This window comes from Pseudomonas ceruminis (assembly GCF_021602025.1).
Lineage (GTDB): Bacteria > Pseudomonadota > Gammaproteobacteria > Pseudomonadales > Pseudomonadaceae > Aquipseudomonas > Aquipseudomonas ceruminis.
In genome coordinates this window covers 294,518-319,875 of the sequence record NZ_BQHW01000004.1, presented here as the reverse complement: position 1 = coordinate 319,875, position 25,358 = coordinate 294,518, and the positions used below count along the sequence as shown (strand labels likewise).

General features: G+C 61.3%; 21 protein-coding genes. 1 reads left to right on the top strand and 20 read right to left on the bottom strand.

Annotated elements, in window-relative coordinates; genetic code table 11:
- Positions 1-151: 151 nt before the first annotated feature.
- The 20 genes from eno to rpsB form a co-directional block, all read right to left on the bottom strand.
- Positions 152-1,441 (bottom strand): phosphopyruvate hydratase, encoded by a 1,290-nt coding sequence (gene eno, locus L6D80_RS07425; RefSeq protein WP_027920020.1) that lies wholly within the window; start codon positions 1,439-1,441, stop codon positions 152-154.
- A gap of 196 nt (positions 1,442-1,637) precedes the next feature.
- Positions 1,638-3,266 (bottom strand): CTP synthase, encoded by a 1,629-nt coding sequence (locus L6D80_RS07420; protein WP_054902101.1) that lies wholly within the window; start codon positions 3,264-3,266, stop codon positions 1,638-1,640.
- A gap of 269 nt (positions 3,267-3,535) precedes the next feature.
- Positions 3,536-4,816 (bottom strand): tRNA lysidine(34) synthetase TilS, encoded by a 1,281-nt coding sequence (gene tilS / locus L6D80_RS07415; RefSeq protein ID WP_176513205.1) that lies wholly within the window; start codon positions 4,814-4,816, stop codon positions 3,536-3,538.
- Between the two features lie 54 nt (positions 4,817-4,870).
- Positions 4,871-5,818 carry an acetyl-CoA carboxylase carboxyltransferase subunit alpha gene (locus L6D80_RS07410; RefSeq protein ID WP_054902103.1) on the bottom strand — a complete coding sequence of 316 codons (948 nt, stop codon included), beginning with the start codon at positions 5,816-5,818 and terminating at the stop codon, positions 4,871-4,873.
- A 105-nt stretch (positions 5,819-5,923) separates the two neighbouring features.
- Positions 5,924-9,448 (bottom strand): DNA polymerase III subunit alpha, encoded by a 3,525-nt coding sequence (dnaE, locus tag L6D80_RS07405; protein ID WP_176513203.1) that lies wholly within the window; start codon positions 9,446-9,448, stop codon positions 5,924-5,926.
- A gap of 174 nt (positions 9,449-9,622) precedes the next feature.
- Entirely contained in the window at positions 9,623-10,246 is a 624-nt protein-coding gene (rnhB, locus tag L6D80_RS07400; protein WP_176513201.1) for a ribonuclease HII, read from the bottom strand.
- A 1-nt stretch (position 10,247) separates the two neighbouring features.
- Complete coding sequence (gene lpxB / locus L6D80_RS07395) at positions 10,248-11,375, bottom strand: lipid-A-disaccharide synthase (RefSeq protein ID WP_176513200.1); 1,128 nt, start codon at positions 11,373-11,375, stop codon at positions 10,248-10,250.
- 1 nt (position 11,376) lies between these two features.
- Positions 11,377-12,153 carry an acyl-ACP--UDP-N-acetylglucosamine O-acyltransferase gene (gene lpxA, locus L6D80_RS07390; protein WP_054902107.1) on the bottom strand — a complete coding sequence of 259 codons (777 nt, stop codon included), beginning with the start codon at positions 12,151-12,153 and terminating at the stop codon, positions 11,377-11,379.
- Complete coding sequence (fabZ, locus tag L6D80_RS07385) at positions 12,150-12,590, bottom strand: 3-hydroxyacyl-ACP dehydratase FabZ (RefSeq protein ID WP_016392301.1); 441 nt, start codon at positions 12,588-12,590, stop codon at positions 12,150-12,152. The genes lpxA and fabZ overlap by 4 nt, the downstream gene beginning before the upstream one ends.
- 113 nt (positions 12,591-12,703) lie before the next feature.
- A complete protein-coding gene (lpxD, locus tag L6D80_RS07380; protein ID WP_054902108.1) occupies positions 12,704-13,759 on the bottom strand; it encodes a UDP-3-O-(3-hydroxymyristoyl)glucosamine N-acyltransferase in 1,056 nt (351 codons plus the stop codon).
- Between the two features lies 1 nt (position 13,760).
- Complete coding sequence (locus tag L6D80_RS07375) at positions 13,761-14,264, bottom strand: OmpH/Skp family outer membrane protein (protein ID WP_054902109.1); 504 nt, start codon at positions 14,262-14,264, stop codon at positions 13,761-13,763.
- Positions 14,265-14,308: 44 nt separating this feature from the next.
- Positions 14,309-16,678 (bottom strand): outer membrane protein assembly factor BamA, encoded by a 2,370-nt coding sequence (bamA, locus tag L6D80_RS07370; RefSeq protein ID WP_054902110.1) that lies wholly within the window; start codon positions 16,676-16,678, stop codon positions 14,309-14,311.
- A gap of 71 nt (positions 16,679-16,749) precedes the next feature.
- Positions 16,750-18,102: an RIP metalloprotease RseP gene (gene rseP / locus L6D80_RS07365; RefSeq protein ID WP_176513198.1), complete on the bottom strand. Its 1,353-nt coding sequence runs from the start codon at positions 18,100-18,102 to the stop codon at positions 16,750-16,752.
- 46 nt (positions 18,103-18,148) lie between these two features.
- Positions 18,149-19,339 (bottom strand): 1-deoxy-D-xylulose-5-phosphate reductoisomerase, encoded by a 1,191-nt coding sequence (gene ispC / locus L6D80_RS07360; protein WP_054902112.1) that lies wholly within the window; start codon positions 19,337-19,339, stop codon positions 18,149-18,151.
- The gene (locus tag L6D80_RS07355; protein WP_054902113.1) at positions 19,336-20,151 is read right to left on the bottom strand and encodes a phosphatidate cytidylyltransferase; all 816 of its coding nucleotides are present in this window, start codon (positions 20,149-20,151) and stop codon (positions 19,336-19,338) included. The genes ispC and L6D80_RS07355 overlap by 4 nt, the downstream gene beginning before the upstream one ends.
- Positions 20,151-20,906, bottom strand: coding sequence for a polyprenyl diphosphate synthase (gene uppS, locus L6D80_RS07350; RefSeq protein ID WP_054902114.1), 756 nt, complete (start codon positions 20,904-20,906; stop codon positions 20,151-20,153). Before uppS ends, L6D80_RS07355 begins: the two co-directional genes overlap by 1 nt.
- A 15-nt stretch (positions 20,907-20,921) precedes the next feature.
- Entirely contained in the window at positions 20,922-21,479 is a 558-nt protein-coding gene (frr, locus tag L6D80_RS07345) for a ribosome recycling factor (protein ID WP_054902115.1), read from the bottom strand.
- Positions 21,476-22,219 carry a UMP kinase gene (gene pyrH, locus L6D80_RS07340; RefSeq protein ID WP_003252294.1) on the bottom strand — a complete coding sequence of 248 codons (744 nt, stop codon included), beginning with the start codon at positions 22,217-22,219 and terminating at the stop codon, positions 21,476-21,478. The genes frr and pyrH overlap by 4 nt, the downstream gene beginning before the upstream one ends.
- A 178-nt stretch (positions 22,220-22,397) precedes the next feature.
- Positions 22,398-23,261, bottom strand: a complete 864-nt coding sequence (gene tsf, locus L6D80_RS07335; RefSeq protein ID WP_054902116.1) for a translation elongation factor Ts — start codon at positions 23,259-23,261, stop codon at positions 22,398-22,400.
- A 185-nt stretch (positions 23,262-23,446) separates the two neighbouring features.
- The gene (gene rpsB, locus L6D80_RS07330) at positions 23,447-24,184 is read right to left on the bottom strand and encodes a 30S ribosomal protein S2 (RefSeq protein WP_054902117.1); all 738 of its coding nucleotides are present in this window, start codon (positions 24,182-24,184) and stop codon (positions 23,447-23,449) included.
- A gap of 359 nt (positions 24,185-24,543) precedes the next feature.
- On the opposite strand from rpsB, the gene map reads away from it, so the two are divergent.
- Positions 24,544-25,326 (top strand): type I methionyl aminopeptidase, encoded by a 783-nt coding sequence (map, locus tag L6D80_RS07325; protein WP_176513196.1) that lies wholly within the window; start codon positions 24,544-24,546, stop codon positions 25,324-25,326.
- Positions 25,327-25,358: the final 32 nt, after the last annotated feature.

The following is a 25,358-nucleotide window of genomic DNA, read 5'->3' as shown; positions in this document are numbered from 1 at the left end:
GGTTAAAAAGACCGCCGCATACAGGCAGGCCTCAAATAGCACGAAGCCTGGCCGAGGCCAGGCTTCGTCGACAGAAACCCGCATGAAGCGCCAGAAATTTCAGTACGAAAGTTCCGACAGCCTCGGCTGCTGTCTTTTTACCATCTCTTGCTTAGCCGCGAAACTCGGCGCGACCACGGTAAACCGCTTTGGCGCCCAGTTGCTCTTCGATACGCAGCAGCTGGTTGTACTTGGAAACGCGGTCGGAACGGCACAGCGAGCCAGTCTTGATCTGGCCTGCAGCGGTACCCACGGCCAGGTCGGCAATGGTCGAGTCCTCGGTTTCACCAGAACGGTGCGAGATAACTGCGGTGTAGCCAGCAGCCTTGGCCATCTGGATGGCTTCCAGGGTTTCGGTCAGCGAGCCGATCTGGTTGAACTTGATCAGAATCGAGTTACCGATGCCCTTCTCGATGCCTTCCTTGAGGATCTTGGTGTTGGTCACGAACAGGTCGTCACCGACCAGTTGCACCTTCTCGCCGATCTTGTCGGTCAGGATCTTCCAGCCGGCCCAGTCGGACTCGTCCAGGCCGTCTTCGATCGAGATGATCGGGAAACGCTCGGTCAGGCCCTTCAGGTACTCGGCAAAGCCTTCGGCGTCGAACGACTTGCCTTCACCGGACAGGTTGTACTTACCGTCTTCGTAGAATTCGGAAGCCGCGCAGTCCAGTGCCAGGGTAACGTCGGTGCCCAGCTTGTAGCCGGCTTTCTCGACGGCTTCGGCGATCGCGCCCAAAGCGTCTTCGTTGGAAGCCAGGTTAGGTGCGAAACCGCCTTCGTCACCCACGGCAGTGTTCAGGCCACGGGCCTTGAGCACGGCCTTGAGGTGGTGGAAGATTTCGGTGCCCATGCGCAGGCCGTCGGAGAAGGTCTTGGCGCCAACCGGCTGAACCATGAACTCCTGGATGTCGACGTTGTTATCGGCGTGCTCGCCACCGTTGATGATGTTCATCATCGGAACTGGCATCGAGTACTGGCCTGGGGTGCCGTTCAGGTTGGCGATGTGCGCGTACAGCGGCAGGTCCTGGTCCTGGGCAGCGGCCTTGGCGGCAGCCAGGGAAACAGCCAGGATGGCGTTGGCGCCCAGCTTGGCCTTGTTCTCGGTACCGTCCAGTTCGATCATGGCGCGGTCCAGGGCCTTCTGGTCCGAAGGGTCCTTGCCCAGCAGCAGGTCACGGATCGGGCCATTGATGTTGGCGACGGCCTTCAGCACGCCCTTGCCCAGGTAACGGCTCTTGTCGCCATCACGCAGCTCCAGCGCTTCGCGCGAGCCGGTGGAAGCACCGGACGGCGCGCACGCGCTGCCGATGATGCCGTTGTCGAGCAGTACATCGGCTTCCACGGTGGGGTTGCCACGCGAATCGAGAACTTCACGACCTTTGATGTCGACGATTTTTGCCATTGTTGTAAGCACTCCAGAATTGACGAAAACAACGCAGCTTTAGGAAATTCTTGCCTTGTGCCAGGCGTAGATGCGGCAGGCAGGCCTGGCAGAAGCAGCCCCTGACCGGCAGGTCAGGGGCAGATCGGGCGGTACTTTACCCGAGAAATGAGCTTTGCGCGGTTTCTACCGTCGGAAAACTCATCAAAGCCCTGGATCAGGCTTTGCTCTTCTGTGCCAGAGCGGCCTTGACGAAGCCGCTGAACAGCGGGTGGCCGTCACGTGGGGTGGAGGTGAACTCCGGGTGGAACTGGCAGGCGACGAACCATGGGTGATCCTTCGACTCGACCACTTCCACCAGCGCGCCATCTTCGGAACGACCAGAAACCACCAGGCCTGCGTCGATCAGTTGCGGCAGCAGGTTGTTGTTGACTTCGTAACGGTGACGGTGACGCTCGGTGATCACGTCCTTGCCGTAGCAGTCGTGCACCTTGGAACCGGCGACGATCTGGCAGTCCTGCGCGCCCAGGCGCATGGTGCCACCCAGGTCGGACGCTTCGGTGCGGGTCTCGACGGCACCGGTGGCATCGGCCCACTCGGTGATCAGGCCGACAACCGGGTGGCCGCTGTTACGGTCGAACTCGGTGGAGTTGGCGTCCTTCCAGCCCATCACGTTACGGGCGAACTCGATCACCGCCACCTGCATGCCCAGGCAGATACCCAGGTACGGCACCTTGTTTTCACGTGCGTATTGCACGGCGGTGATCTTGCCTTCCACGCCACGCAGGCCGAAACCGCCGGGTACCAAGATGGCGTCGGCGCCTTCGAGCAGGCTGGTGCCCTGGTTCTCGATGTCTTCGGAGTCGATGTAACGCAGGTTGACCTTGGTGCGGTTGGTGATGCCGGCGTGGCTCATCGCTTCGATCAGCGACTTGTACGCATCCAGCAGTTCCATGTACTTGCCGACCATGGCGATGGTCACTTCGTGCTCAGGGTTGAGCTTGGCATCGACCACCTTGTCCCACTCGGACAGGTCGGCGCCATTGCACTGCAGGCCGAAACGCTCGACGACGAAGTCGTCCAGGCCCTGGGCATGCAATACGCCAGGGATCTTGTAGATGGTGTCGACGTCTTCCAGGGAGATGACCGCACGCTCTTCGACGTTGGTGAACAACGCGATCTTGCGACGCGACGAGGCATCCACCGGGTGGTCGGAACGGCAGATCAACACATCAGGCTGCAGGCCGATGGAGCGCAGTTCCTTGACCGAGTGCTGGGTCGGCTTGGTCTTGGTTTCACCTGCGGTGGCGATGTACGGGACCAGGGTCAGGTGCATCAGCATGGCGCGCTTGGAGCCCACTTCGACACGCAGCTGGCGGATAGCCTCGAGGAACGGCTGCGACTCGATGTCGCCCACGGTACCGCCGATTTCCACCAGGGCCACGTCGGCATCGCCGGCGCCCTTGATGATGCGGCGCTTGATCTCGTCGGTGATGTGCGGGATGACCTGGATGGTCGCACCCAGGTAGTCACCACGACGCTCCTTGCGCAGCACGTGCTCGTAGATACGGCCGGTGGTGAAGTTGTTGTTCTGGGTCATGGTCGTGCGGATGAACCGCTCGTAGTGGCCCAGGTCCAGGTCGGTCTCGGCGCCGTCCTGGGTGACGAATACTTCACCGTGCTGGAACGGACTCATGGTGCCAGGATCGACGTTGATGTACGGATCCAGCTTGAGCATGGTGACCTTGAGCCCCCGCGCTTCCAGGATGGCCGCCAGGGAAGCCGAGGCAATGCCTTTCCCCAATGAAGAAACAACACCGCCCGTGACGAATATGTAGCGCGTCATGAAAAACCCTAGAAGTCTGCGTTAAGGCGGCCAGCGCCGCCGGAGAAAGCGAAGGAAGGCCGAAGCCCCCGATCACCTGCGTCAATCACAGTGCATCTCGAAAAACTGCCGCGTCTGTACAGACCAGGGGAATCCCCGGCATGGAGCTCGCTCGTCATTTTAAGAATCAGCCCAGCAAAAAACTGCTTGGTAATCGGCAACTGCTGTGTTTCCGAGGAAGCCACAGAAGTTGTATCAAGAAGGGAGGGTAGTCTACCGGAATGTACCCTTCAGCTCAAACCTTGCGCGTTCGTCGGAGGTTGCCAGTGCAACTGGCAATCCGCCTGCCCGAGCTGGGGCAGGTTGGCCACTGCCAACAGGCGCTCGCCGCCGTACAGCAGCGGCAACCTCGGACGCACGAAGTGTGGGACCTGCAGTTCGTTGAGCAAGCGCTTGAGGTCGCGCTTGCCACGGCCGGGCACGTCCAGTACTTCACCGCCCTGACGGTAGGCGATATGCAGATCGCCCGTAGGGCGCCCCTGCAGGTGGACGCTGCCATTGCCAGGCAGGGACAACGGGATTTGGGGCTGACGCCAGCGCTGCGGGCCGACGGCAGGTTGCAACCAAGCACCACTCAACCACCAGATCCGACCGTGGCTGCGCACCAGTTGCCCATCGGTCAGTTTCCACACGGGCTGGGCATCGACTGCAGCATCGCGAAGCTCGGCCCAGCCCGCCCAATGACGGGTATCCGGCAAACGCGTTCGCTGGCACAGCCAGTGCTGCAGCGCATTGCGCTGGCGCGCCGGCGATAAGGCGGCGAGGGCCGCGAGATCGAGGGAGTCCAACCCCGGCCAGGTGCTGGGTGCGCCCTCCCGGCATGCTGTCAGGTCGCCCTCTGCCAGCTCATCGAGCAGCCCCTGCGCTTCGCCAAGGTGCGCGGCGCAACGGGCCAGGTTCTGACTGGCTTGCGGCCAACGTTTCTGCAACACGGGGAAGACGTCGTTGCGCAGGAAGTTGCGGGCGAATGCCGTGTCGCGGTTGGAGGGGTCTTCGATCCAGATCAGCCCGTGGGTTTGGGCATAGTCATGCAATTGCTGGCGTGAACACGTCAGCAGCGGCCTGGCCAGGCTGCCCTGCCCCAACTGGCGCTGTGCGGGCATCGCAGCCAGGCCGCGCAAGCCGGCGCCGCGCAATAGACGAAAGAGCAGGGTTTCGGCCTGGTCTTCGCGGTGCTGGCCGGTGAACAACACCTCACCGGGGCCCAGGATGCGTCTGAATGCCGCATAGCGGGCATCGCGGGCAGCCTGTTCGAGGCTCGCGCCGGGAGCGACCTGGATGTGGACGATGGAGAGTTCGATGCCCAGGCGGTCGCAGACTGCCTTGCAGTGGGCTGGCCAGGCGTCGGCGGCGGGTTGCAGACCATGATGGATGTGGATGGCGTGCAGCGGGGGCGTGGAGTGGCTGCGCGCGTAATCGGCCAGCAAATGCAGAAGGACAGTGGAATCGAGGCCGCCGGAGAAGGCGATGTGCCAGGCAGGCGCGTTGAGCCAGGGGGTGAGGTTGATCATGGACGCCTCACATCATTCGAAAACGCTGGGGCCGCAGCGCGGCCCCAAGCGCTGTCAGAGGCCGTAGCTCATCAGGCGCTCATAACGACGGGCCAGCAGCGCGTCGTTGTCGAACTTGCCCAGCATGTCCAGTTGCTGAACCAGGTCAGCACGAATGCTTTCGGACATTTTCGCCGGGTCGCGGTGCGCGCCGCCCAGCGGCTCTTCGATCACCTTGTCGACGATGTTCAGGCTCTTCAAACGTTCGGCGGTGATACCCATGGCTTCGGCAGCGTCAGCGGCCTTGTCGGCAGTCTTCCACAGGATCGAAGCACAGCCTTCCGGCGAAATCACCGAGTAGGTGGAGTACTGCAGCATGTTCAGCTGGTCGCACACACCGATGGCCAGCGCACCGCCAGAACCACCCTCACCGATCACGGTGGCGATGATCGGGGTCTTCAGACGCGCCATGACGCGCAGGTTCCAGGCGATCGCCTCGCTCTGGTTGCGCTCTTCAGCGTCGATCCCAGGATAGGCGCCCGGGGTATCGATGAAGGTCAGGATCGGCATCTTGAAACGCTCGGCCATTTCCATCAGGCGGCAAGCCTTGCGGTAGCCTTCAGGGCGAGGCATACCGAAGTTGCGGCGGACCTTTTCGCGCACTTCGCGACCTTTCTGATGGCCAATGACCATGACCGGCTTGCCATCCAGTCGCGCGGTACCGCCCACGATAGCGGCATCGTCCGAGAAGTGGCGGTCGCCGTGCAGCTCTTCGAATTCGGTAAAAATGTGCTCCAGGTAGTCCAGGGTATATGGACGACGTGGGTGACGGGCCAGACGAGCGATCTGCCAGCTGGTCAGGTTGCCGAAGATGCTTTCGGTCAGGGTGTTGCTCTTGTCTTGCAGACGGGCAATTTCATCGCTGATGTTCAGCGAATTGTCGTTGCCCACCAGGCGCAGCCCTTCGATCTTGGCTTGCAGGTCGGCAATCGGCTGTTCGAAATCGAGAAAATTCGGGTTCATAGTCATCCGTCTTGGGTCTACGGCCAGGCGGCCGGCCGGTTGATCCGTTTGGCGCCCTACCTTAAGGGATCAGGCGCATTCAGGTCGAGATTAAATTTCGTCGGTTCAACGATATTGCAGGAAGACGTTCTCACGCCCGAACTGGTCACGCAGCGCCTGAATCAGGCCATCGGCGGGGTCGATCGACCATTGGTCGCCGAACTGCAGCATGGCCTTGGCGTCGCTGCCGGTGTATTCGAGGGTGATCGGGCATCCGCCACGGTGGCGGGTGATCAACTCGCCCAGCCAGGCCAGGCGGTCACCCTTGAGCGCATCATGGGCAACCTTCAGGCGCAGGCTTTCGGCCAGCTTGGTGCGCGCATCTTCCATGGTCATCACCTGCTTCACCCGCAGGCGCAGGCCACCGGAGAAGTCATCGTTGCTGACCTCACCTTCGACGACCACCATTGCGTCGTTCTGCAACAGTGCCTGGGCACCCATATAGGCATCGGCAAACAGCGACGCCTCGATACGCCCTGAGCGGTCGTCCAGGGTGACGAAGCCCATCTTGTCACCCTTCTTGTTCTTCATCACCCGCAGCGCAATGATCATTCCGGCGATGGTCTGTGTTTCGCGGGACGGTTTCAGGTCAATGATGCGCTGGCGGGCAAACCGGCGGATCTCACCTTCATACTCGTCGATCGGATGGCCGGTGAGGTACACCCCAAGGGTGTCCTTCTCGCCCTTCAGGCGCTCCTTGAGCGTCAGTTCACGTACCTTGCGGTGGTTGGCATAGACGTCGGAGTCCTGTTCGACGAACAGGCCACCGAACAGGTCGACATGGCCACTGTCAGCGGTGCGTGCGGTCTGCTCAGCGGCCTTGATGGCTTCTTCCAACGCCGACAGCAAGGTGGCACGGTTGATGTCGATGCTGGCGTGGTACGCCTTGATCTCGTCATGGAAGTGCGGACCGAGGCGGTCCAGGGCACCGCTGCGGATCAACGCATCGAGGGTGCGCTTGTTGACCCGCTTGAGGTCGACCCGCTCACAGAAATCGAACAGGTCTTTGAACGGGCCGCCTTCAGCACGTGCCTCGACGATGGCCTCGACCGGCCCCTCCCCGACCCCCTTGATGGCGCCAAGGCCATAGATGATGCGGCCGTCGTCATTGACCGTGAACTTGAACTCCGAAGCGTTCACGTCCGGCGCATCGAGGCGCAGCTTCATGCTGCGAACCTCTTCGATCAGCACGACCACCTTGTCGGTGTTGTGCATGTCCGCCGACAGTACCGCGGCCATGAACGGCGCCGGGTAGTGTGTCTTGAGCCAGGCGGTCTGATAGGAAACCAGGCCATAGGCGGCCGAGTGGGATTTGTTGAAGCCGTAGCCGGCGAACTTCTCCACCAGGTCGAAAATGTTGCCGGCCAGGTCTGCATCGATGTTGTTGGCGACACAGCCTTCGATGAAACCACCGCGCTGCTTGGCCATCTCTTCGGGCTTTTTCTTACCCATGGCCCGGCGCAGCATGTCGGCGCCGCCAAGGGTATAGCCCGCCATCACCTGCGCAATCTGCATCACCTGTTCCTGATACAGAATGATGCCGTAGGTTGGCGCCAGAACAGGCTTCAGGCCTTCGTACTGGTAGTCCGAGTGTGGGTAGGCCAGTTCGGCGCGGCCGTGCTTACGGTTGATGAAGTCGTCCACCATGCCCGATTGCAGCGGGCCGGGGCGGAACAGTGCCACCAGTGCGATAAGGTCTTCCAGGCAGTCGGGCTTGAGCTTTTTGATCAGCTCTTTCATGCCGCGCGATTCGAGCTGGAACACCGCCGTGGTCTCGGCTTTTTGCAACAGCTCGTAGGTCTTGCGGTCATCCAGCGGGATGAAGTCGATGTTGACGTCGGGCAGGTTGTTCTTGGCCTGCTCGCGGTTGATCGTCTCCATTGCCCACTTGATGATGGTCAGGGTACGCAAACCGAGGAAGTCGAACTTGACCAGGCCGGCGGCTTCGACGTCGTCCTTGTCGAACTGGGTTACCAGGCCACCGCCCTCTTCGTCACAGGCAATCGGCGAAAAATCGGTGAGCTTGGTCGGGGCGATTACCACGCCACCGGCGTGTTTACCGGTGCCCCGGGTCACCCCCTCGAGTTTGAGCGCCATGTCCCAGATTTCGCGGGCGTCTTCGTCCCCCTTGAGGAAGTCGCGCAGGATTTCTTCCTGCTCGTACGCTTTCTCCAGGGTCATGCCCACTTCGAACGGGATCATCTTCGACAGGCGGTCAGCCAGGCCGTAGGACTTGCCCTGAACCCGCGCCACGTCACGCACCACCGCCTTGGCGGCCATGGTGCCGAAGGTGATGATCTGGCTTACCGCGTTGCGACCGTACGCTTCGGCCACGTAATCGATCACTCGGTCACGGCCATCCATGCAGAAGTCGACGTCGAAGTCGGGCATGGAAATACGTTCAGGGTTGAGGAAGCGCTCGAACAGCAGGTCGTAGGCCAGCGGGTCGAGGTCGGTGATCTTCAGAACATAGGCCACTAGCGAACCGGCACCCGATCCTCGGCCTGGGCCGACGGGCACGCCATTGTTCTTGGCCCACTTGATGAAGTCCATAACGATCAGGAAGTAGCCGGGGAAACCCATCTGGATGATGATGTCCAGCTCGAACTTCAGCCGGTCCAGATAGACCTGGCGCTTCTCTTCGTAATTGGGCGTGGTCTCCTTGGGCCAGAGCACCGCCAGGCGCTCCTCCAAACCTTCATGGGAAACATGGCGCAGGTAGTCATCAATGCCCATGCCATTGGGCGTCGGGAAGTCGGGCAGGAAGTACTTGCCCAGTTGCACCTGGATGTTGCAGCGCTTGGCGATCTCGACGGTGTTGGCAATGGCGTCGGGCAGGTCGCTGAACAGCTCGGCCATTTCCTCAGCGCTCTTGAGGTATTGCTGGTCGCTGTACATCCGCGGGCGCCGCGGGTCGTCCAGGGTCCAGCCCTCGCCGATGCAGACGCGGCTTTCGTGGGCATCGAAGTCTGATTGCTTGATGAAGCGCACATCGTTGGTTGCCACCAGCGGCGCACCGAGCTGGTCGGCCAGGGCCACGGCGGCGTGCACGTACTCTTCATCACCGGCACGGTTGGTACGCTGCAGTTCGACGTAGAAACGCTCGGGGAACATGCCCAGCCAGTCGCGCAGCAGCGCCTCGGCTTCGTCGCTCCGGCCGGCCATCAGGGCCTGGCCGATATCGCCTTCCTTGCCTGCGGACAGGGCAATCAGCCCCTCGCTGGCCGGAGCGATCCAGTCACGCTGGAGAATCACCAGGCCATTGCGCTGGCCGTCGGTCCAGCCGCGCGAAATCAGCTCGGTAAGGTTACGGTAACCCGCAGGGTTCATGGCCAAGAGGCAGAGGCGCGACAGCGGTGCCTCAGGGTCGGCACCGGCCAGCCACAGGTCGGCACCGCAGATCGGCTTGATCCCGGCACCCATGGCGGTCTTGTAGAACTTCACCAGCGAGCACATGTTGCTCTGGTCAGTGATCGCCACCGCCGGCATGTTCATTCCAGCCAGCGCCTTGGCCAGCGGTTTGATCCGCACCAGGCCGTCGACCAGCGAGAATTCGGAGTGGACGCGCAGGTGAACGAAGGGAACCGACATGGAGAATCCTGTAGCAGTGCTGAACGACAAGGGCGGGATTGTAGCGTAAATGCGTGAGGGATTTGGGCCTGCTTCGCAGCCCATCACGACACAAGGCGACTGCTACCGCGGATCACGCCAGTTGAGTAGCCGCGGCCGTGTATCGCGAAAGGGCCGCAAAGCGGCCCCGGTGCACTAGATCAGTGAGTCGGTAACGCCCTCGCGGGCTTCCCAGGCTGCCCGTACCGGCGCAAAGGAACGCCGATGAATGGGTGTAGGCCCAAGCCGGGCCAAGGCCTCCAGGTGCATCGGCGTGGGGTACCCCTTGTGCCCGCCGATCCCGTAGCCAGGATAAATAAGCTCGAACGCGCTCATCTCACGGTCCCGGGTCACCTTGGCGAGGATCGAGGCCGCAGCAATGGCCGGTACCTGGCTATCCCCCTTGACCACTGGCGCAGCAGGCACCGCCAGCTTGGGGCAACGGTTGCCGTCGATCAGTGCGAGCTTGGGCGTGACATGCAGCCCCTCAACGGCTCGCTGCATGGCCAGCATGGTGGCATGCAGAATGTTCAGGCGGTCGATCTCATCGACCTCGGCGCGGGCGATGCAAAAACTCAGGGCCTTTTCGCAGATCTCATCGAACAGCGCTTCGCGCTTGGCCTCGGTGAGCTTCTTCGAGTCGTTCAAGCCCAGGATCGGCCGAGCCGGGTCGAGAATAACTGCCGCCGTAACCACCGCGCCGCACAGCGGGCCGCGGCCCACCTCGTCCACGCCTGCGACCAGGTCCTCGACGAGGTTGAAATCCAGTCCTATCTGCATGTCAGCGGTCCTTGAGCAAGGCCAGCACCGCGTCGGCTGCCTGGTTAGAGGCGTCGCGGCGCAAGGTACGGTGAATCTCGTCGAAGCCTTCGGTCTGCCGACTGCCATCGGCCACCAGCGGCGCCAGGGCCTGGGCCAAGGCGTCGCTGGTGGCAGCATCCTGCAGCAGCTCGGGCACCAGCTCACGCTGAGCGAGCAAGTTTGGCAGCGACACGTAAGGGCTCTTTACCAGGCGCTTGAGTATCCAGTACGTCAACGGCGCAAGGCGGTAGGCCACAACCATGGGGCGTTTGTACAGCAACGCCTCCAGGGTGGCGGTGCCGGAGGCGATGAGCACCGCATCGCAGGCTGCCAGGGCTTGGTGGGACTGGCCATCGAGCAAGGTCAATGGCAAGTCGCGGCCTTCGAGCATTTGCTCAACCTGCGCACGCCGCGCGGCGTTGGCGCAGGGCAAGACGAAGCGCACGTCCGGAATCTGCGACTGAAGGCGTTGGGCAGCATCGAGGAACAACGCCCCCAGGCGCCCGACCTCACCGCCACGGCTACCGGGCATCAATGCCACCACCGGACCTTCGCCAAGACCAAGCGCACTGCGCGCAGCCTGACGATCAGCGGTCAAGGGAATGGTATCGGCCAGCGGATGGCCAACAAACCGCACCGGTACACCCTGCTCTTCGTAGAACCGCGCCTCGAAGGGCAGCAGCGTCAGCATCAGGTCGCACCCTTCACGGATTTTCAGCACGCGCTTCTGCCGCCAGGCCCAGACTGATGGGCTGACGTAATGCACCGTCTTGATACCCGCCTGGCGCAATTTCAATTCGATATTGAGAGTGAAGTCAGGGGCGTCGATGCCAATGAACACGTCGGGCTTTTCAGCGATCAGGGTCTGGATCAGTGCCTTGCGCCGCTTGAGCAGCTCGCGCAGGCGCCCCAGCACTTCGACCAGGCCCATGACCGCCAGACGCTCCATGGGAAAATAAGACTGCAGGCCTTCGGCTTCCATCAGCGGACCGCCGACGCCGATAAAGCGCACATCGGGATGGCGCGCCTTCAAGGCGCGCATCAAACCGGAGCCAAGAATATCGCCACTGGCTTCACCCGCAACCAGCGCTACGCAAAGCTGGGCCATGTCAGCGGGTGATGCCGCGGGCGGAATTCACGATCGACTGACGGAACAGGTCGACCTCGGGGTGTTTGTTCGCCAACTCATCGAGTTCCTTGATCGCTTCTTCAACGGTCAGGCCCTGGCGGTAGACGATCTTGTAGGAGCGGCGCAGTGCATGAATCACTTCATCGCTGAACCCACGACGGCGCATGCCTTCAAAGTTCATGCTGCGGGCTTCGGCGGGGCTGCCGAACACCGTGACGAAGGCCGGAACGTCCTTGCCGATTGCCGTGCCCATGCCGGAAAACGCATGAGCACCAATGTGACAATACTGGTGCACCAGGGTAAAACCGGAAAGGATCGCCCAGTCGCCCACATGCACATGGCCGGCCAGCGCTGTGTTGTTGACCAGGATGCAATGGTTGCCAATCACACTGTCATGACCGATATGTGCATAAGCCATGACCAGGTTATGGTCGCCCAGGGTGGTTTCCGAACGGTCCTGGACCGTACCACGGTGGATGGTCACACCTTCGCGGATCACATTGTGATCACCGATTACCAGACGCGTCGGCTCACCCTTGTACTTGAGGTCAGGGGTGTCTTCGCCAATCGAGGAAAACTGGTAGATGCGGTTGTGCTTGCCGATTCGGGTCGGCCCCTTCAGCACCACGTGGGGACCGATGACGGTACCCTCCCCGATTTCCACATCGGGGCCAACGATCGACCACGGGCCAACCTCGACACCATCGGCCAGTTTGGCCGACGGATCGATGATCGCCCGCGGATCAATCGAACTCATAGGGAGCGTTCCGCGCAGGTGATCTCAGCCGAGCAGACCGGCTTGCCGTCGACCAGGGCACGGCACTCGAACTTCCAGATCATGCTCTTGCGGCTGAGGAACTTGGCTTCCAGGACGAGCTGGTCACCCGGCAATACCGGTTGACGGAAACGCAGCTTGTCGGAGCCAACGAAGTAGTACAGGGTGCCATCGGCCGGCTTGGTATCGAGCATCTTGAAGCCGAGGATGCCGGCCGCCTGGGCCATGGCCTCGATGATCAGGACGCCCGGCATGATCGGGTGCGCCGGGAAGTGGCCATTGAAGAACGGCTCGTTGATGCTGACATTCTTGTAGGCACGAATGCTCTGGGCCTCGAAGTCCAGATCCGTCACGCGATCTACCAGCAGGAACGGGTAGCGGTGAGGCAGGTATTCGCGAATCTCGTTGATGTCCATCATTTCGGGGGGAAGCCTGTAATAAGAATAGGGAGCGCAGGTGCTGACCACACGCTCCTTTTGCAATCCAAAGAGGAGCCAGCTAGCGACTGTTCACTCTTGCTCAGGAAATGGTATCAGCCTTCTGATGCCGGCTGGCCACCTGAGGTCACGGTATCGACACGTTTTTCCAGCTGCTGGAGACGCTTGGCCATGTCATCCAGCTGGCGGATACGCGCAGCGCTCTTGCGCCAGTCAGCCAGTGGCTGCATGGCAGTACCGGAAGAGTAGGCACCCGGTTCGGTGATAGAACGGGTCACCATGGTCATCCCGGATACGAATACGTTATCGCAGACATCGATATGACCCACCATGCCAACGCCGCCAGCAATGGTGCAATGCTTGCCAATGCGCGTGCTGCCGGAAATCCCGACGCAGGCAGCCATGGCCGTATGCTCACCGATCTGTACGTTGTGGGCGATCTGGATCTGGTTGTCGAGCTTGACCCCGTCGGCGATCCGCGTGTCGGACAGCGCGCCACGGTCTACGGCGGTGTTGACGCCGATCTCGACATCATCACCGATGGTGACGCCGCCAATCTGCGCGATCTTGCGCCAGACGCCCTTCTCGTTGGCGAAGCCGAAGCCCTCGCCGCCGATCACAGCACCCGACTGAATGACCACGCGCTTGCCAATAGTCACGTCGTGATACAGCGTGACCCGCGGAGCCAGCCAACCACCCTCGCCTACCACGCAACGGGCACCGATCACGCAGTGCGCGCCGATGCTGACGTTGGCGCCAATACGTGCGCCGCTCTCGACGACCGCGAACGGCCCGACGCTGGCACTGGCGTCCACCTGGGCGTCCTCGGCAACCACGGCGCTGGGATGGATTCCCGCTACAGCCTTGGGTTTGGGGTCGAACAGGTGAGAAATACGCGCATAGGCCAGGTACGGGTCTGCCACGATCAGGGCATTGCCGGCAAAGCTTTCGGCATCCGCAGCCTTGAGCAGCACCGCCGCCGCCTGGCTGTTATCCAGGTATTTGCGGTACTGCGGGTTGGCGAGGAAGCTCAATTGACCGGGGCCAGCCTCCTGCAAGGTGGCCAGCCCGGTAATCTGCAGCGCCTCGGAGCCTTTCAGTGTGGCCCCGAGGGCCTCGGCCAACTGGCCGAGCGTCATGGTCACGGTCATATCAACGGGCTTGGTTCATACGCTCGATGACCTGGCGGGTGATGTCGTACTGAGGTTTGACATCGATGACCGCACCACGCTCGAGGACCAGGTCGTAACCGCCTTTCTTGATCACTTCCTCGACAGCACCGTCGAGCTTCGGCTTGAGCTGCTTGAGCATGTCGCGGTCGGCAACGGCCTTGGCTTCGTTCAGTTCCTTGGACTGGAACTGGAAGTCACGGGCCTTTTGCTTGAATTCAAGTTCCAGGCGCTCACGCTCAGGCTGGGCCATCTTGTCGCCGCCCTTGATCAGACGGTCCTGGATGCCCTTGGCGCTGCTCTCCAGGGTCTTGAGCTTGGTCAGCTGCGGGCCGAACTTCTTCTCGGCATCCACCGCGTATTTCTTGGCGGCATCGGATTCGAGCAGCGCCATCTGATAGTTCAGAACGGCAACCTTCATTTCGGCGAAAGCCGGGGTGGCGACCAGCGCCGCGGCCACTACGGCCAGTTGAGTCAACTTACGCACGATGCACTCCTGGATAAACCGTTGTCGTTAAGCAAGGGCCGACCTTAGAAGGTCTGGCCCAGAGAGAATTGGAACACCTGGGTATCGGCATCGTCCGGCTTCTTCACCGGCATTGCCAGGCTGAAGCTCAGCGGGCCCAGGGCAGTGATCCAGGTGACACCCAGGCCGACCGAACTGGCCATGCCCGAGAAGCCGACCTTTTCGCAATCCGGCTTGCTGCCGCAATTGGTGTCGAACACGTTACCCACGTCCCAGAACACGGAGGTGCGCAGCGAACGCTGGTCCTTGACGAACGGCAATGGGAACAGCAGTTCTACACCACCTTGCACCAGCACGTTACCACCGAACGGCAATGGGTCCTGGTCCGGGTCACGGATGGTTCCTGGTTTACCATTGCCACTGGGATCGTTAGCACCGATGCTAGGTGTACTGCGTGGACCCAGGCTGCTGTCCTTGAAGCCGCGAACGGAGTTGAAGCCACCCGCGTAGTAGTTCTCGTAGAACGGCAGGCCCGAGGTGCCGCCGAAACCATCACCATAGCCCAGTTCGGTGTGCAGGCGCAGGGTGTAGTTGTTGGTGATCGGCTTGAACAGCTGGCCACGGTAGTCGAGTTTGTAGAACGACAGGTCGCTGCCCGGAATGGTGGTTTCCAGGGTCAAGCTCTGGGAATGACCACGAGTCGCCAGCACACCTTTGTTCAGGGTCGATTCGGACCAGCCGACCGAGGCCTTGAAGTTCAGGAAGTTGTCGCCCTCTTTCTCGAGGAAGTCGAAGATCTCGTTAACCGTGTACTTACCGGTCTTGATCTTGTCCTGCTGCACGCTCAGGCCGTAGGTCAGGCGCGAAGTCTCGCTGATCGGGTAGCCCAGGCTGATACCGGCGCCCAGGCTGTCTACCGCATAGCTTGCCACGTCGACGTCGAGGTCGTCGTAGTTGGTGCTGCGGTAGAACGCGTTGTAACCCAGGCTGACGCCGTCGGCGGTGAAGTAGGGATCCACGTAGCCGAAGTTGTAGCGGGTCTGGTATTCGGAACGGGTCAGGCCGATGGAGACCTTGTTACCGGTACCGAGGAAGTTGCTCTGGCTGATCGAGCCGCCAAGGATCAGGCCGGCGCTCTGGGCGAAACCGACGCTTGCGGTGATCGAGCCGGATGCCTGCTCTTCCACGCTGTAGTTGACGTCGACCTGGTCGTCGGTACCTGGCACCGGCGGGGTTTCAACGTTGACTTCCTTGAAGAAGCCCAGGCGCTCGAGGCGCGTCTTGGACTGGTCGATCAGGTAGGTCGAAGCCCAGCCGCCTTCCATCTGGCGCATCTCGCGGCGCAGCACTTCGTCTTCAGTCTTGGTGTTGCCACGGTAGTTGATGCGGTTGACGTAGGCACGCTTGCCCGGGTCGACCACGAACATGATGTCGACGGTGTGGTCCTGGTCGTTCGGCTGGGGCACGCCGTTGACGTTGGCGAAGGTATAGCCTTCGTTACCCAGACGGCGGGTAATCAGCTCGGAGGTAGTGGTCATTACCTTGCGCGAGAACACCTGGCCAGGCTGCACCAGCAGCAGCGATTTCACCTGGTCTTCCGGCACCTTGAGGTCACCGGAGAGCTTCACGTCGCGGACGGTGTACTTCTCGCCTTCGTTGACGTTGACGGTGATATAGACGTGCTTCTTGTCCGGGGTGATCGACACCTGGGTAGAGGCGATGTCCATGTTGATGTAGCCGCGGTCCAGGTAGTAGGAACGCAGGCGCTCCAGGTCACCGGAGAGCTTCTCGCGGGCATACTTGTCGTCGTTCTTGAAGAACGACAGCCAGTTGGTGGTCTTCAGCTCGAACAGCTGCGACAGCTCCTCATCGCCGAACACGGTGTTGCCGACGATGTTGATGTGCTGGATGGCGGCGACGGTGCCCTCGTTGATCTTGATCTTCAACGCGACCCGGTTGCGCGGCTGTGGCACGACCTCGGCATCGACCTCGGCCGAGTAGCGGCCCTGGGCCACGTACTGGCGTTGCAGCTCGTTACGCACACCTTCGAGGGTGGCACGCTGGAAGATCTCGCCTTCGGACAGGCCCGATTGTTTCAGCCCCTTCATCAGGTCATCGGTACTGATCGCCTTGTTGCCTTCGATCTCGATGCTCGACACCGACGGGCGCTCGACCACGTTGATGATCAGGACATTGCCGTCGCGGTTCAGCTGGATGTCCTGGAAGAAGCCAGTCTTGAACAACGAACGGGTCGACTCCACCAGACGCCGGTCGTCGGCCTGATCGCCCACGTTCAGGGGCAAGGCGCCGAAGACGCTGCCAGCGGAAACCCGCTGCAGGCCGTTGACACGAATATCGGAGATGGTGAAGGACTCGGCGTGAACTTCAGCGATCATCAGTGCGGAGAGGACCGCAGTTAGCAGCAGACGTTTCATGAAGTCCTTTTATTCCAACTGGCAATAAACAACCTGCCGCGAAAAGGCGGCAGGTTCGCAATGCGAAGCTTTTATAGTCGACCCAGATCGTTGATCAGGGCGAGCAACATCACCCCTACGACCAAACTGATACCGATCTGGACCCCCCAACCTTGCACCCGATCCGACAGCGGACGACCGCGCGCCCACTCGACCAGGTAAAACAGCAAATGCCCCCCATCCAGTACCGGGATGGGCAGCAGGTTAAGAACCCCCAGGCTTATGCTCAGGTAGGCGAGGAAATTCAGGAAATCCCCGATGCCGGACTGGGCTGAAGCGCCCGCCACTTTAGCAATGGTTATCGGTCCGCTCAAGTTTTTTACCGAGAGCTCCCCGAACAGCATTTTCTTCAACGATTCGAGGGTCAGGACACTCATGTTCCAAGTGCGCGAGACGCCCTCGCCCACGGCCTCCAGCGGGCCATAACTGACCTCGCGGAGCATGCTGGCAGGCCATTCGGTGCCTTTGACGCCAGCCCCCAGGTAACCACCGGCGGCCTTGCCTTCACCCTTGTGAGCCAGGGTTACCGGCACGTCCAGGGCTGCACCATCGCGCTCGACACGCACCACGACCTTGGCGTCAGGGCGGGCCCGCACCGTGTCGACCACCTGCTGCCAATCGCTCAACGCCACACCGTCGAGTGCCAGCAGTGTGTCGCCCAGCTTCAGCCCGGCAGCGGCAGCCGGGCCTTTCGGGTCGAGCTCGGCCACCACGGGCACTACCGCCGGGCGCCATGGCCGCAGCCCCAAGGCCTGGATCGGGTCCGGCTCATCGGCACCTTTCAGCCAGCTGTCGAGCTTGACCTGCAACTGATGCGGCGCACTGGCACCTTCATCGAGCACCCCCACCTGCAGGGTTCCGCTTTCACCCAAACGACGGACCAGCTGCAGATTGACCGCTGACCAGCCGTTGGTCGGCTTGCCATCGATCGATACAATTTCCTGGCCAGCCAGCAGCCCAGCCGTAGCGGCCATGCTCCCGGACTCGACTGCACCGATCACCGGGCGGACTTGCTGTGTACCCAGCATCGCCAGCAGCCAGAAGAAGACGATAGCCAGCAGGAAGTTGGCAATCGGACCTGCGGCAACGATGGCAATGCGTTGGCGCACCGACTTGCGATTGAACGATTGATCAGCCAGCGCCGGCGGAACATCGCCTTCGCGCTCATCGAGCATCTTGACGTAGCCACCCAGGGGAATCGCGGCCACCACGAACTCGGTGCCGTGCCGGTCATGCCAGCGCAGCAGCGGTGTGCCGAAGCCCACCGAGAAACGCAGCACCTTGACGCCACAGCGCCGGGCCACCCAGAAGTGGCCGAATTCGTGGAACGTGACCAGAACACCCAGGGCTACCAGGGTGCCGATAATCATGTAGAGCGCAGTCATACCCATCTCCGAATCACGTTCAGCGCAACCCTGCAGCAGGCCGCCATCAGCGGCCGTGGCGCCTCAGCCACTCGCGGGACAGCTCCCGGGCACGCTGGTCGGCAGCAAATACAGCCTCCAGCGAAGGCAATGGCACCACAGGTTCCTGCTCGAGCACCTGTTCGATCATACCCGCGATCTCAGGGAAGCGGATACGCCGCTCAAGAAATGCCTCGACCGCGATCTCGTTGGCCGCATTGAGCACGGCCGGCGCGCTGTTACCCGCCTCTGCCGCCTGACGCGCCAGGCGCAGGCAAGGGAAGCGCAGCGCGTCGGGCGCCTGGAAATCCAGGCGAGCAATCGCGAACAAGTCCAGTGGCGCTACCCCGGAGTCGATGCGCTCTGGCCAGGCCAGGGCATTGGCAATAGGGGTGCGCATATCCGGGTTACCCAACTGAGCCAGTACCGAACCGTCGACGTAATCCACCAGGGAGTGAATGACGCTTTGTGGGTGGACCACCACCTCGACCTTGGCCGGCGCCGCATCGAACAGCCAGCACGCCTCGATCAGCTCGAGGCCCTTGTTCATCATGCTTGCCGAGTCTACGGAGATCTTGCGCCCCATGGACCAGTTGGGATGGGCGCATGCCTGCTCGGGCGTCACATCGGCCAGGCCAGCCTGCGGCGTTTCCCGGAACGGGCCGCCCGAAGCAGTCAACAGGATACGGCGTACACCCACCTGGTTCAGGCCACGGCCATAGTCAGCGGGTAGGCACTGGAAGATCGCGTTGTGTTCGCTGTCGATGGGCAACAGCACGGCACCGCTTTGCCGCACCGCGTCCATGAACAATGCGCCAGACATTACCAGCGCTTCTTTATTGGCCAGCAGCACCTTCTTGCCCGCCTCGACGGCGGCCAAGGTGGGGCGCAGGCCGGCAGCGCCGACGATGGCCGCCATTACTGCATCGACCTCAGGGGCGGAGGCTATCGCGCAAAGGCCCGCCTCCCCTTCAAGCACCTCGGTGGAGCTGCCAGCGGCTGCCAGCGCAGCACGCAAGCGCGCGGCTGACTCGCCATTGGGCACTACGGCATAGGCCGGCCGATGCTGCACGCAAAGGGCAAGCAACTCGTCGATACGCGAGTAGCCGCTTAATGCGAATACCTGGTAGCGCTCGGGGTGACGGGCGATGACATCCAGGGTACTCAGGCCGATCGAACCGGTGGCGCCCAGCACAGTAATACGCTGCACTGCGCTCACATCACACCCCATTCAGCAGCCCACAGCAGCACGGCGAAGACTGGGATGGCCGCTGTCAGGCTGTCGATGCGATCCAACACCCCACCATGGCCAGGCAACAGGTTGCTGCTGTCCTTGATGCCAGAGCGGCGCTTGAACATGCTCTCGGTCAGGTCACCGATCACCGACGACATTACCACCAGCGCCGCGCCCAAAAGCCCGAGCAGCAGCTGGCCAATACCCCAATCCCGGCTGATGCCGACCACCAGGGTAATCACCAGGCTGACAGCCAGCCCGCCATAGACGCCTTCCCAGCTCTTGCCCGGGCTGACTTGCGGGGCCAGCTTGCGCTTGCCGAATGCTCGGCCGGAGAAGTAGGCGCCAATATCGGCAGCCCACACCAGCACCATGACAGAGAGAATCAACCAGTTGCCCAACTGCCAGTGTTTGAGCAGCACCAGACCTTGCCAGGCCGGCAGCAGGATCAGCAGCCCGATCAGCAGACGGCAGGCAGCGCTGGCCCACAACTCGCCGCTACGCGGGTAAGTCAGCACCAGCCAGGTTGCCAGCCCCCACCAGATGACCGAAGCCCCCAACACCCAGGGCGCCAGGTCGGGCATCAGGTAGAGGAGCATCAGCGCTCCGGCGACCACGGCGGCGTAGACGATGCGCTGCGACTGGGCCATCAGCCCGGCCAGACGTGCCCATTCCCAGGCGCCAAGGGTCACCACGAAGCCGATGAACAGGGCGAAATCCCCGCCGTTGAGCAGGAAGAAGCCACCCAGCGCGACCGGCAGCAGGATCAGCGCGGTAATGATGCGTTGTTTAAGCATTAAGCACGAGCTCCAGCCTCGACCTGCTCGCTGGTCTTACCAAAGCGGCGCTGGCGCGAAGCGAAATCGGCCAGGGCATTGCGCATGGCCTCGTGTTTGAAGTCCGGCCAGTAAAGGTCGGAGAAGTACAGTTCGGCGTAGGCCAACTGCCACAACAGGAAGTTGCTGATACGGTGCTCGCCACCGGTGCGAATACAGAGGTCCGGCAACGGCAGCTCACCGGTGGCCAGGCAGGTCTGCAACAGGCCTGGGGTGATGTCGTCCGGGCGCAGATGACCGGCCTGGACTTCACGCGCCAACCGCTGTGCGGCCTGGGCGATGTCCCACTGACCGCCGTAGTTGGCGGCGATCTGCAGAATGAAGCGATTATTGCCAGCCGTCAGCGCTTCAGCTTCGCGCATGGCGGCCTGCAACTCGGGATGGAACCGCGAGCGGTCGCCGATGATGCGCAGGCTGATGTTGTTCTCATTGAGGCGCTTGGCCTCGCGGCGCAGCGCCGAGAAAAACAACTCCATCAACGCACCGACCTCTTCGGCCGGGCGCTGCCAGTTCTCGCTGGAGAAGGCGAACAGGGTCAACACCTCGACCCCGGACTTGGCGCAGACTTCGATAACCGCACGCACAGCATCCACGCCGGCCTTATGCCCGGCAACGCCGGGCAACAGGCGCTTCTTCGCCCAGCGATTGTTGCCATCCATGATGATCGCGACGTGACGCGGCACCGAAGACGGTGCCACCAGCTTGGTCTTTTCCATTAAAAAACCTCGGCCTTAGACGGCCATAAGGTCCTTTTCCTTGGCTTTGAACGCAGCGTCAATTTCGGCGACGTACTTGTCGGTCAGCTTCTGGATCTCGTCAGCGGCGCGACGCTCTTCGTCTTCGCTGATTTCCTTGTCCTTGGTCAGCTTCTTCAGGTCAGCCAGGGCATCACGGCGCACGTTGCGTACGGCAACCTTGGCATCTTCGGCAACGCCGCTGGCCTGCTTGGTGTAGCCCTTGCGGGTTTCTTCGGTCAGGGCGGGCATCGGTACGCGGATAGTAGTGCCGGCACTGGACGGGTTCAGGCCCAGGTCGGAGGTCAGGATGGCCTTCTCGATGGCAGCGCTGAGGTTCTTGTCGTGGGCGACGATCTTCAGGGTGCGCGCATCTTCGACGGAAATCGCGGCCACCTGGTTCAGCGGCATTTCGCTGCCCCAAGCCGGGACCTTGACGCTGTCCAGAATGCTTGGGTGGGCGCGACCGGTGCGGATGGCTGCCAGGTTGCGGCCCAAGGCCTCGATGGACTTGCCCATGCGTTCCTGGGCGTCTTTCTTGATGTCGTTGATCATGCTTGACCTTCCTCGATCAGAGTACCTTCAGCGCCACCCACCACGATATTCAGCAGGGCGCCAGGCTTGTTCATGTTGAATACCCGCAATGGCATCTTGTGGTCACGGCACAGGCAGATTGCGGTCAGGTCCATGACGCCGAGCTTGCGATCCAGAACCTCATCGTAGGTCAGGTGATCGAACTTCTCGGCATGTGGGTCCTTGAATGGATCGGCAGTGTACACACCATCGACCTTGGTCGCCTTCAATACCACGTCGGCATCGATTTCGATGGCGCGCAGGCAGGCTGCCGAGTCGGTGGTGAAGAACGGGTTGCCGGTACCGGCGGAGAAAATTACCACATCCCCGGAGTTGAGGTGGCGAATAGCTTTGCGACGATCGTAATGATCGGTGACGCCAACCATGGAAATGGCCGACATGACCAGGGCCGGGATGTTCGAGCGCTCCAGCGCATCGCGCATGGCCAGGCCGTTCATCACGGTAGCCAGCATCCCCATGTGGTCGCCGGTGACACGGTCCATGCCGGCTGCGCTGAGCGCGGCACCACGGAACAGGTTGCCACCACCGATCACCAGGCCGACCTGGACACCGATCCCTACCAGCTGGCCAACTTCAAGGGCCATGCGATCCAGCACCTTCGGATCGATACCGAAGTCTTCCGAGCCCATCAGGGCCTCGCCGCTAAGTTTGAGCAAAATGCGTTTATAGCGAGGTTGGCGACCACTCACCTGCTGAGCCATTGCGAGTCTCTCCTGCGGCGTACTTTAGAAAATTCGTGCGGGCTGCTTGCAGCCTGCTAACTGTAGCGCGGCACCATTTTGGTGCCAGCGGAACGGGTTGGATAAACGCTGTTCCGCTTTGACAAAGAGGCTGCGCGCGTGAGCGGGCAGCCTCTTTGGGGCGACAGACGGGGCTGTCTTACTGCTTGGCAGCTGCTACCTGAGCGGCAACTTCAGCAGCGAAGTCGTCAACCGGCTTCTCGATGCCTTCGCCCACTTTGAAGTAGGTGAAGGAAACGATTTCGGCACCGGCTTTCTTGGCCAGTTCGCCGACCTTGATTTCCGGGTTCATGACGAAGGCTTGCTCGACCAGCGAAGCTTCGGCCAGGAACTTCGAGATACGGCCCTTGACCATGTTCTCGACGATGTTCTCAGGCTTGCCTTTGATCTTCTCTTCGTTCAGCTGCAGGAAGACGCCTTTCTCGCGCTCGATGGCTTCGGCCGACACTTCCGACGGCAGCAGGAACTCAGGGTTCGAAGCTGCAACGTGCATGGCGATGTTCTTGGCCAGCTCGACGTCGCCGCCCTTGAGGACGACAGCGGCACCGATCTTGTTGCCGTGCAGGTAAGCACCGACAACGTCACCCTCAACGCGCACCAGGCGACGGATGTTGACGTTCTCGCCGCACTTGGCGACCAGGGCTTCACGAGCGGCTTCACGCGAAGCGATCAGCGGAGCAGCGTCGGTCAGCTTCTGAGCGAAGGCTTCTTCGAGGCTTTCAGCAACGAAGTTCTTGAAGTCGTCTTGCAGGGCCAGGAAGTCGGTCTGCGAGTTCACTTCCAGCAGGACGGCGGATTTACCGTCGGTCTTGACGGCGATAGCGCCTTCAGCAGCGACGTTGCCAGCCTTTTTGGCGGCCTTGATGGCGCCCGAGGCACGCATGTCGTCAATGGCTTTCTCGATGTCGCCGCCGGCCTTTTCCAAGGCCTTTTTGCAATCCATCATGCCTTCGCCGGTACGCTCGCGCAGTTCTTTGACCAGCGCCGCAGTAATTGCTGCCATTTCAAAATCCTCTTGGAAAGTTTTTCAACCATTCCACCCGCTCGACACGGGCGTTAAATTCTGCAAATCCGCTGTTTTCAACTCAGCCGACCCATGATGCGGGGCCGTTGCTGACAGCAGGATTTCAAGGTGGCAAAAAGGGGGCTAAGCCCCCTTTTCGCGTGCCAAGTAGACGCTAGCGCCTATTACTCAGCAGCAGGTGCAGCCGCTTCTTCAGCGTAGACTTCGGTGCCGCCAGCAACGTTGTTGCGGCCGCGGATGACGGCGTCAGCCATCGAAGTCATGTACAGCTCGATAGCGCGAATGGCGTCATCGTTACCTGGGATGATGTAGTCAACACCTTCCGGGCTGCTGTTGGTATCGACAACGCCGATAACCGGGATGCCCAGCTTATTGGCTTCGGTGATAGCAATGCGCTCGTGGTCAACGTCGATCACGAACAGGGCATCAGGCAGGCCGCCCATGTCCTTGATACCACCCAGGCTGCGATCCAGTTTTTCCAGGTCGCGGGAACGCATCAGGGCTTCTTTCTTGGTCAGCTTGGCGAAAGTGCCGTCTTCGGCCTGGGTTTCCAGGTCGCGCAGACGCTTGATCGAAGCGCGGATGGTCTTGTAGTTGGTCAGCATGCCGCCCAACCAGCGGTGGTCAACGTATGGCGAACCGCAACGAGCAGCTTGCTCGGCGACGATCTTGCCGGCGGAACGCTTGGTGCCGACGAACATGATCTTGTTCTTGCCCTGAGCCAGACGCTCTACGAACGCCAGAGCGTCGTTGAACATAGGCAGGGTTTTTTCCAGGTTGATGATGTGGATCTTGTTACGCGCGCCGAAAATGTACTTGCCCATTTTCGGGTTCCAGTAACGGGTCTGGTGGCCGAAGTGCACACCGGCCTTCAGCATATCGCGCATGTTGACTTGGGACATGATAGTTCCTTGATAAGTCGGGTTGGGCCTCCACGTATCCCAATGACCAACCCACGCACCTGAACACGAAGTTCGAGAATACGGGGCACCCAGGTCATCGTGTCGACACGTGTGTGGGTTTAGGGCTTACGGGGTCGTCCCCGAAAGCGGCGCATTTTATACCACAACCCGAGAACGAACGGAACCCAGCAAACATCACGTCCGTCAGCGGCTTTTGCAGCACCCCGCCAAACAGGCCAGAATGCCCCCTGTAGACAGCAGTATGGCCGCCTTTATCCCGACAGACTGCCGCCCTGCTCTGCTAGAATCCGGCCTTTCCCGTTTGTTCGCGCGGTATACCGCGCCGTAGAGAGCCTGTAATGACCGTCACCATCAAGACCGCAGAAGACATCGAGAAGATGCGCATCGCCGGCCGCCTGGCCGCCGAAGTGCTGGAAATGATCAAAGAACACGTCAAGCCCGGTGTCACCACCGAAGCGCTCGACCGCCTGTGCCATGACTACATCGTCAACGTGCAACAGGCCATTCCGGCGCCGCTCAACTACAAAGGCTACCCGAAGTCGATCTGCACCTCGATCAACCATGTGGTCTGCCACGGCATCCCCAACGACAAGCCACTCAAGGACGGTGACACGCTCAACATCGACGTCACCGTGATCAAGGACGGCTACCACGGCGATACCAGCCGCATGTTCCACGTCGGTACCGTGCCGGTATGGGCTGAGCGCCTGTCCAAGGTTACCCAGGAATGCATGTACAAGGCCATCGAGCTGGTCAAGCCGGGTTGCCGCCTGGGCGACATCGGTGAAGTGATCCAGAAGCACGCTGAAAAGAACGGCTTCTCGGTGGTACGCGAGTTCTGCGGCCATGGCATCGGCAAGGTATTCCACGAAGAGCCGCAGATCCTCCACTATGGCCGCGCCGGCACCGGCATGGAACTGAAAGAAGGCATGACCTTCACCATCGAGCCGATGATCAACCAGGGCAAGGCCGATACCAAGGTACTGGGCGACGGCTGGACCGCCATTACCAAGGACCGCAAGCTCTCGGCCCAGTGGGAGCACACCCTGGTGGTGACGGCTACCGGTTACGAGATCTTCACCCTGCGCAAGGACGATACCATCCCGCGCACCTCGGCCTGATTTCGCCCCAAGGCAACCTCAACGACAGGAAC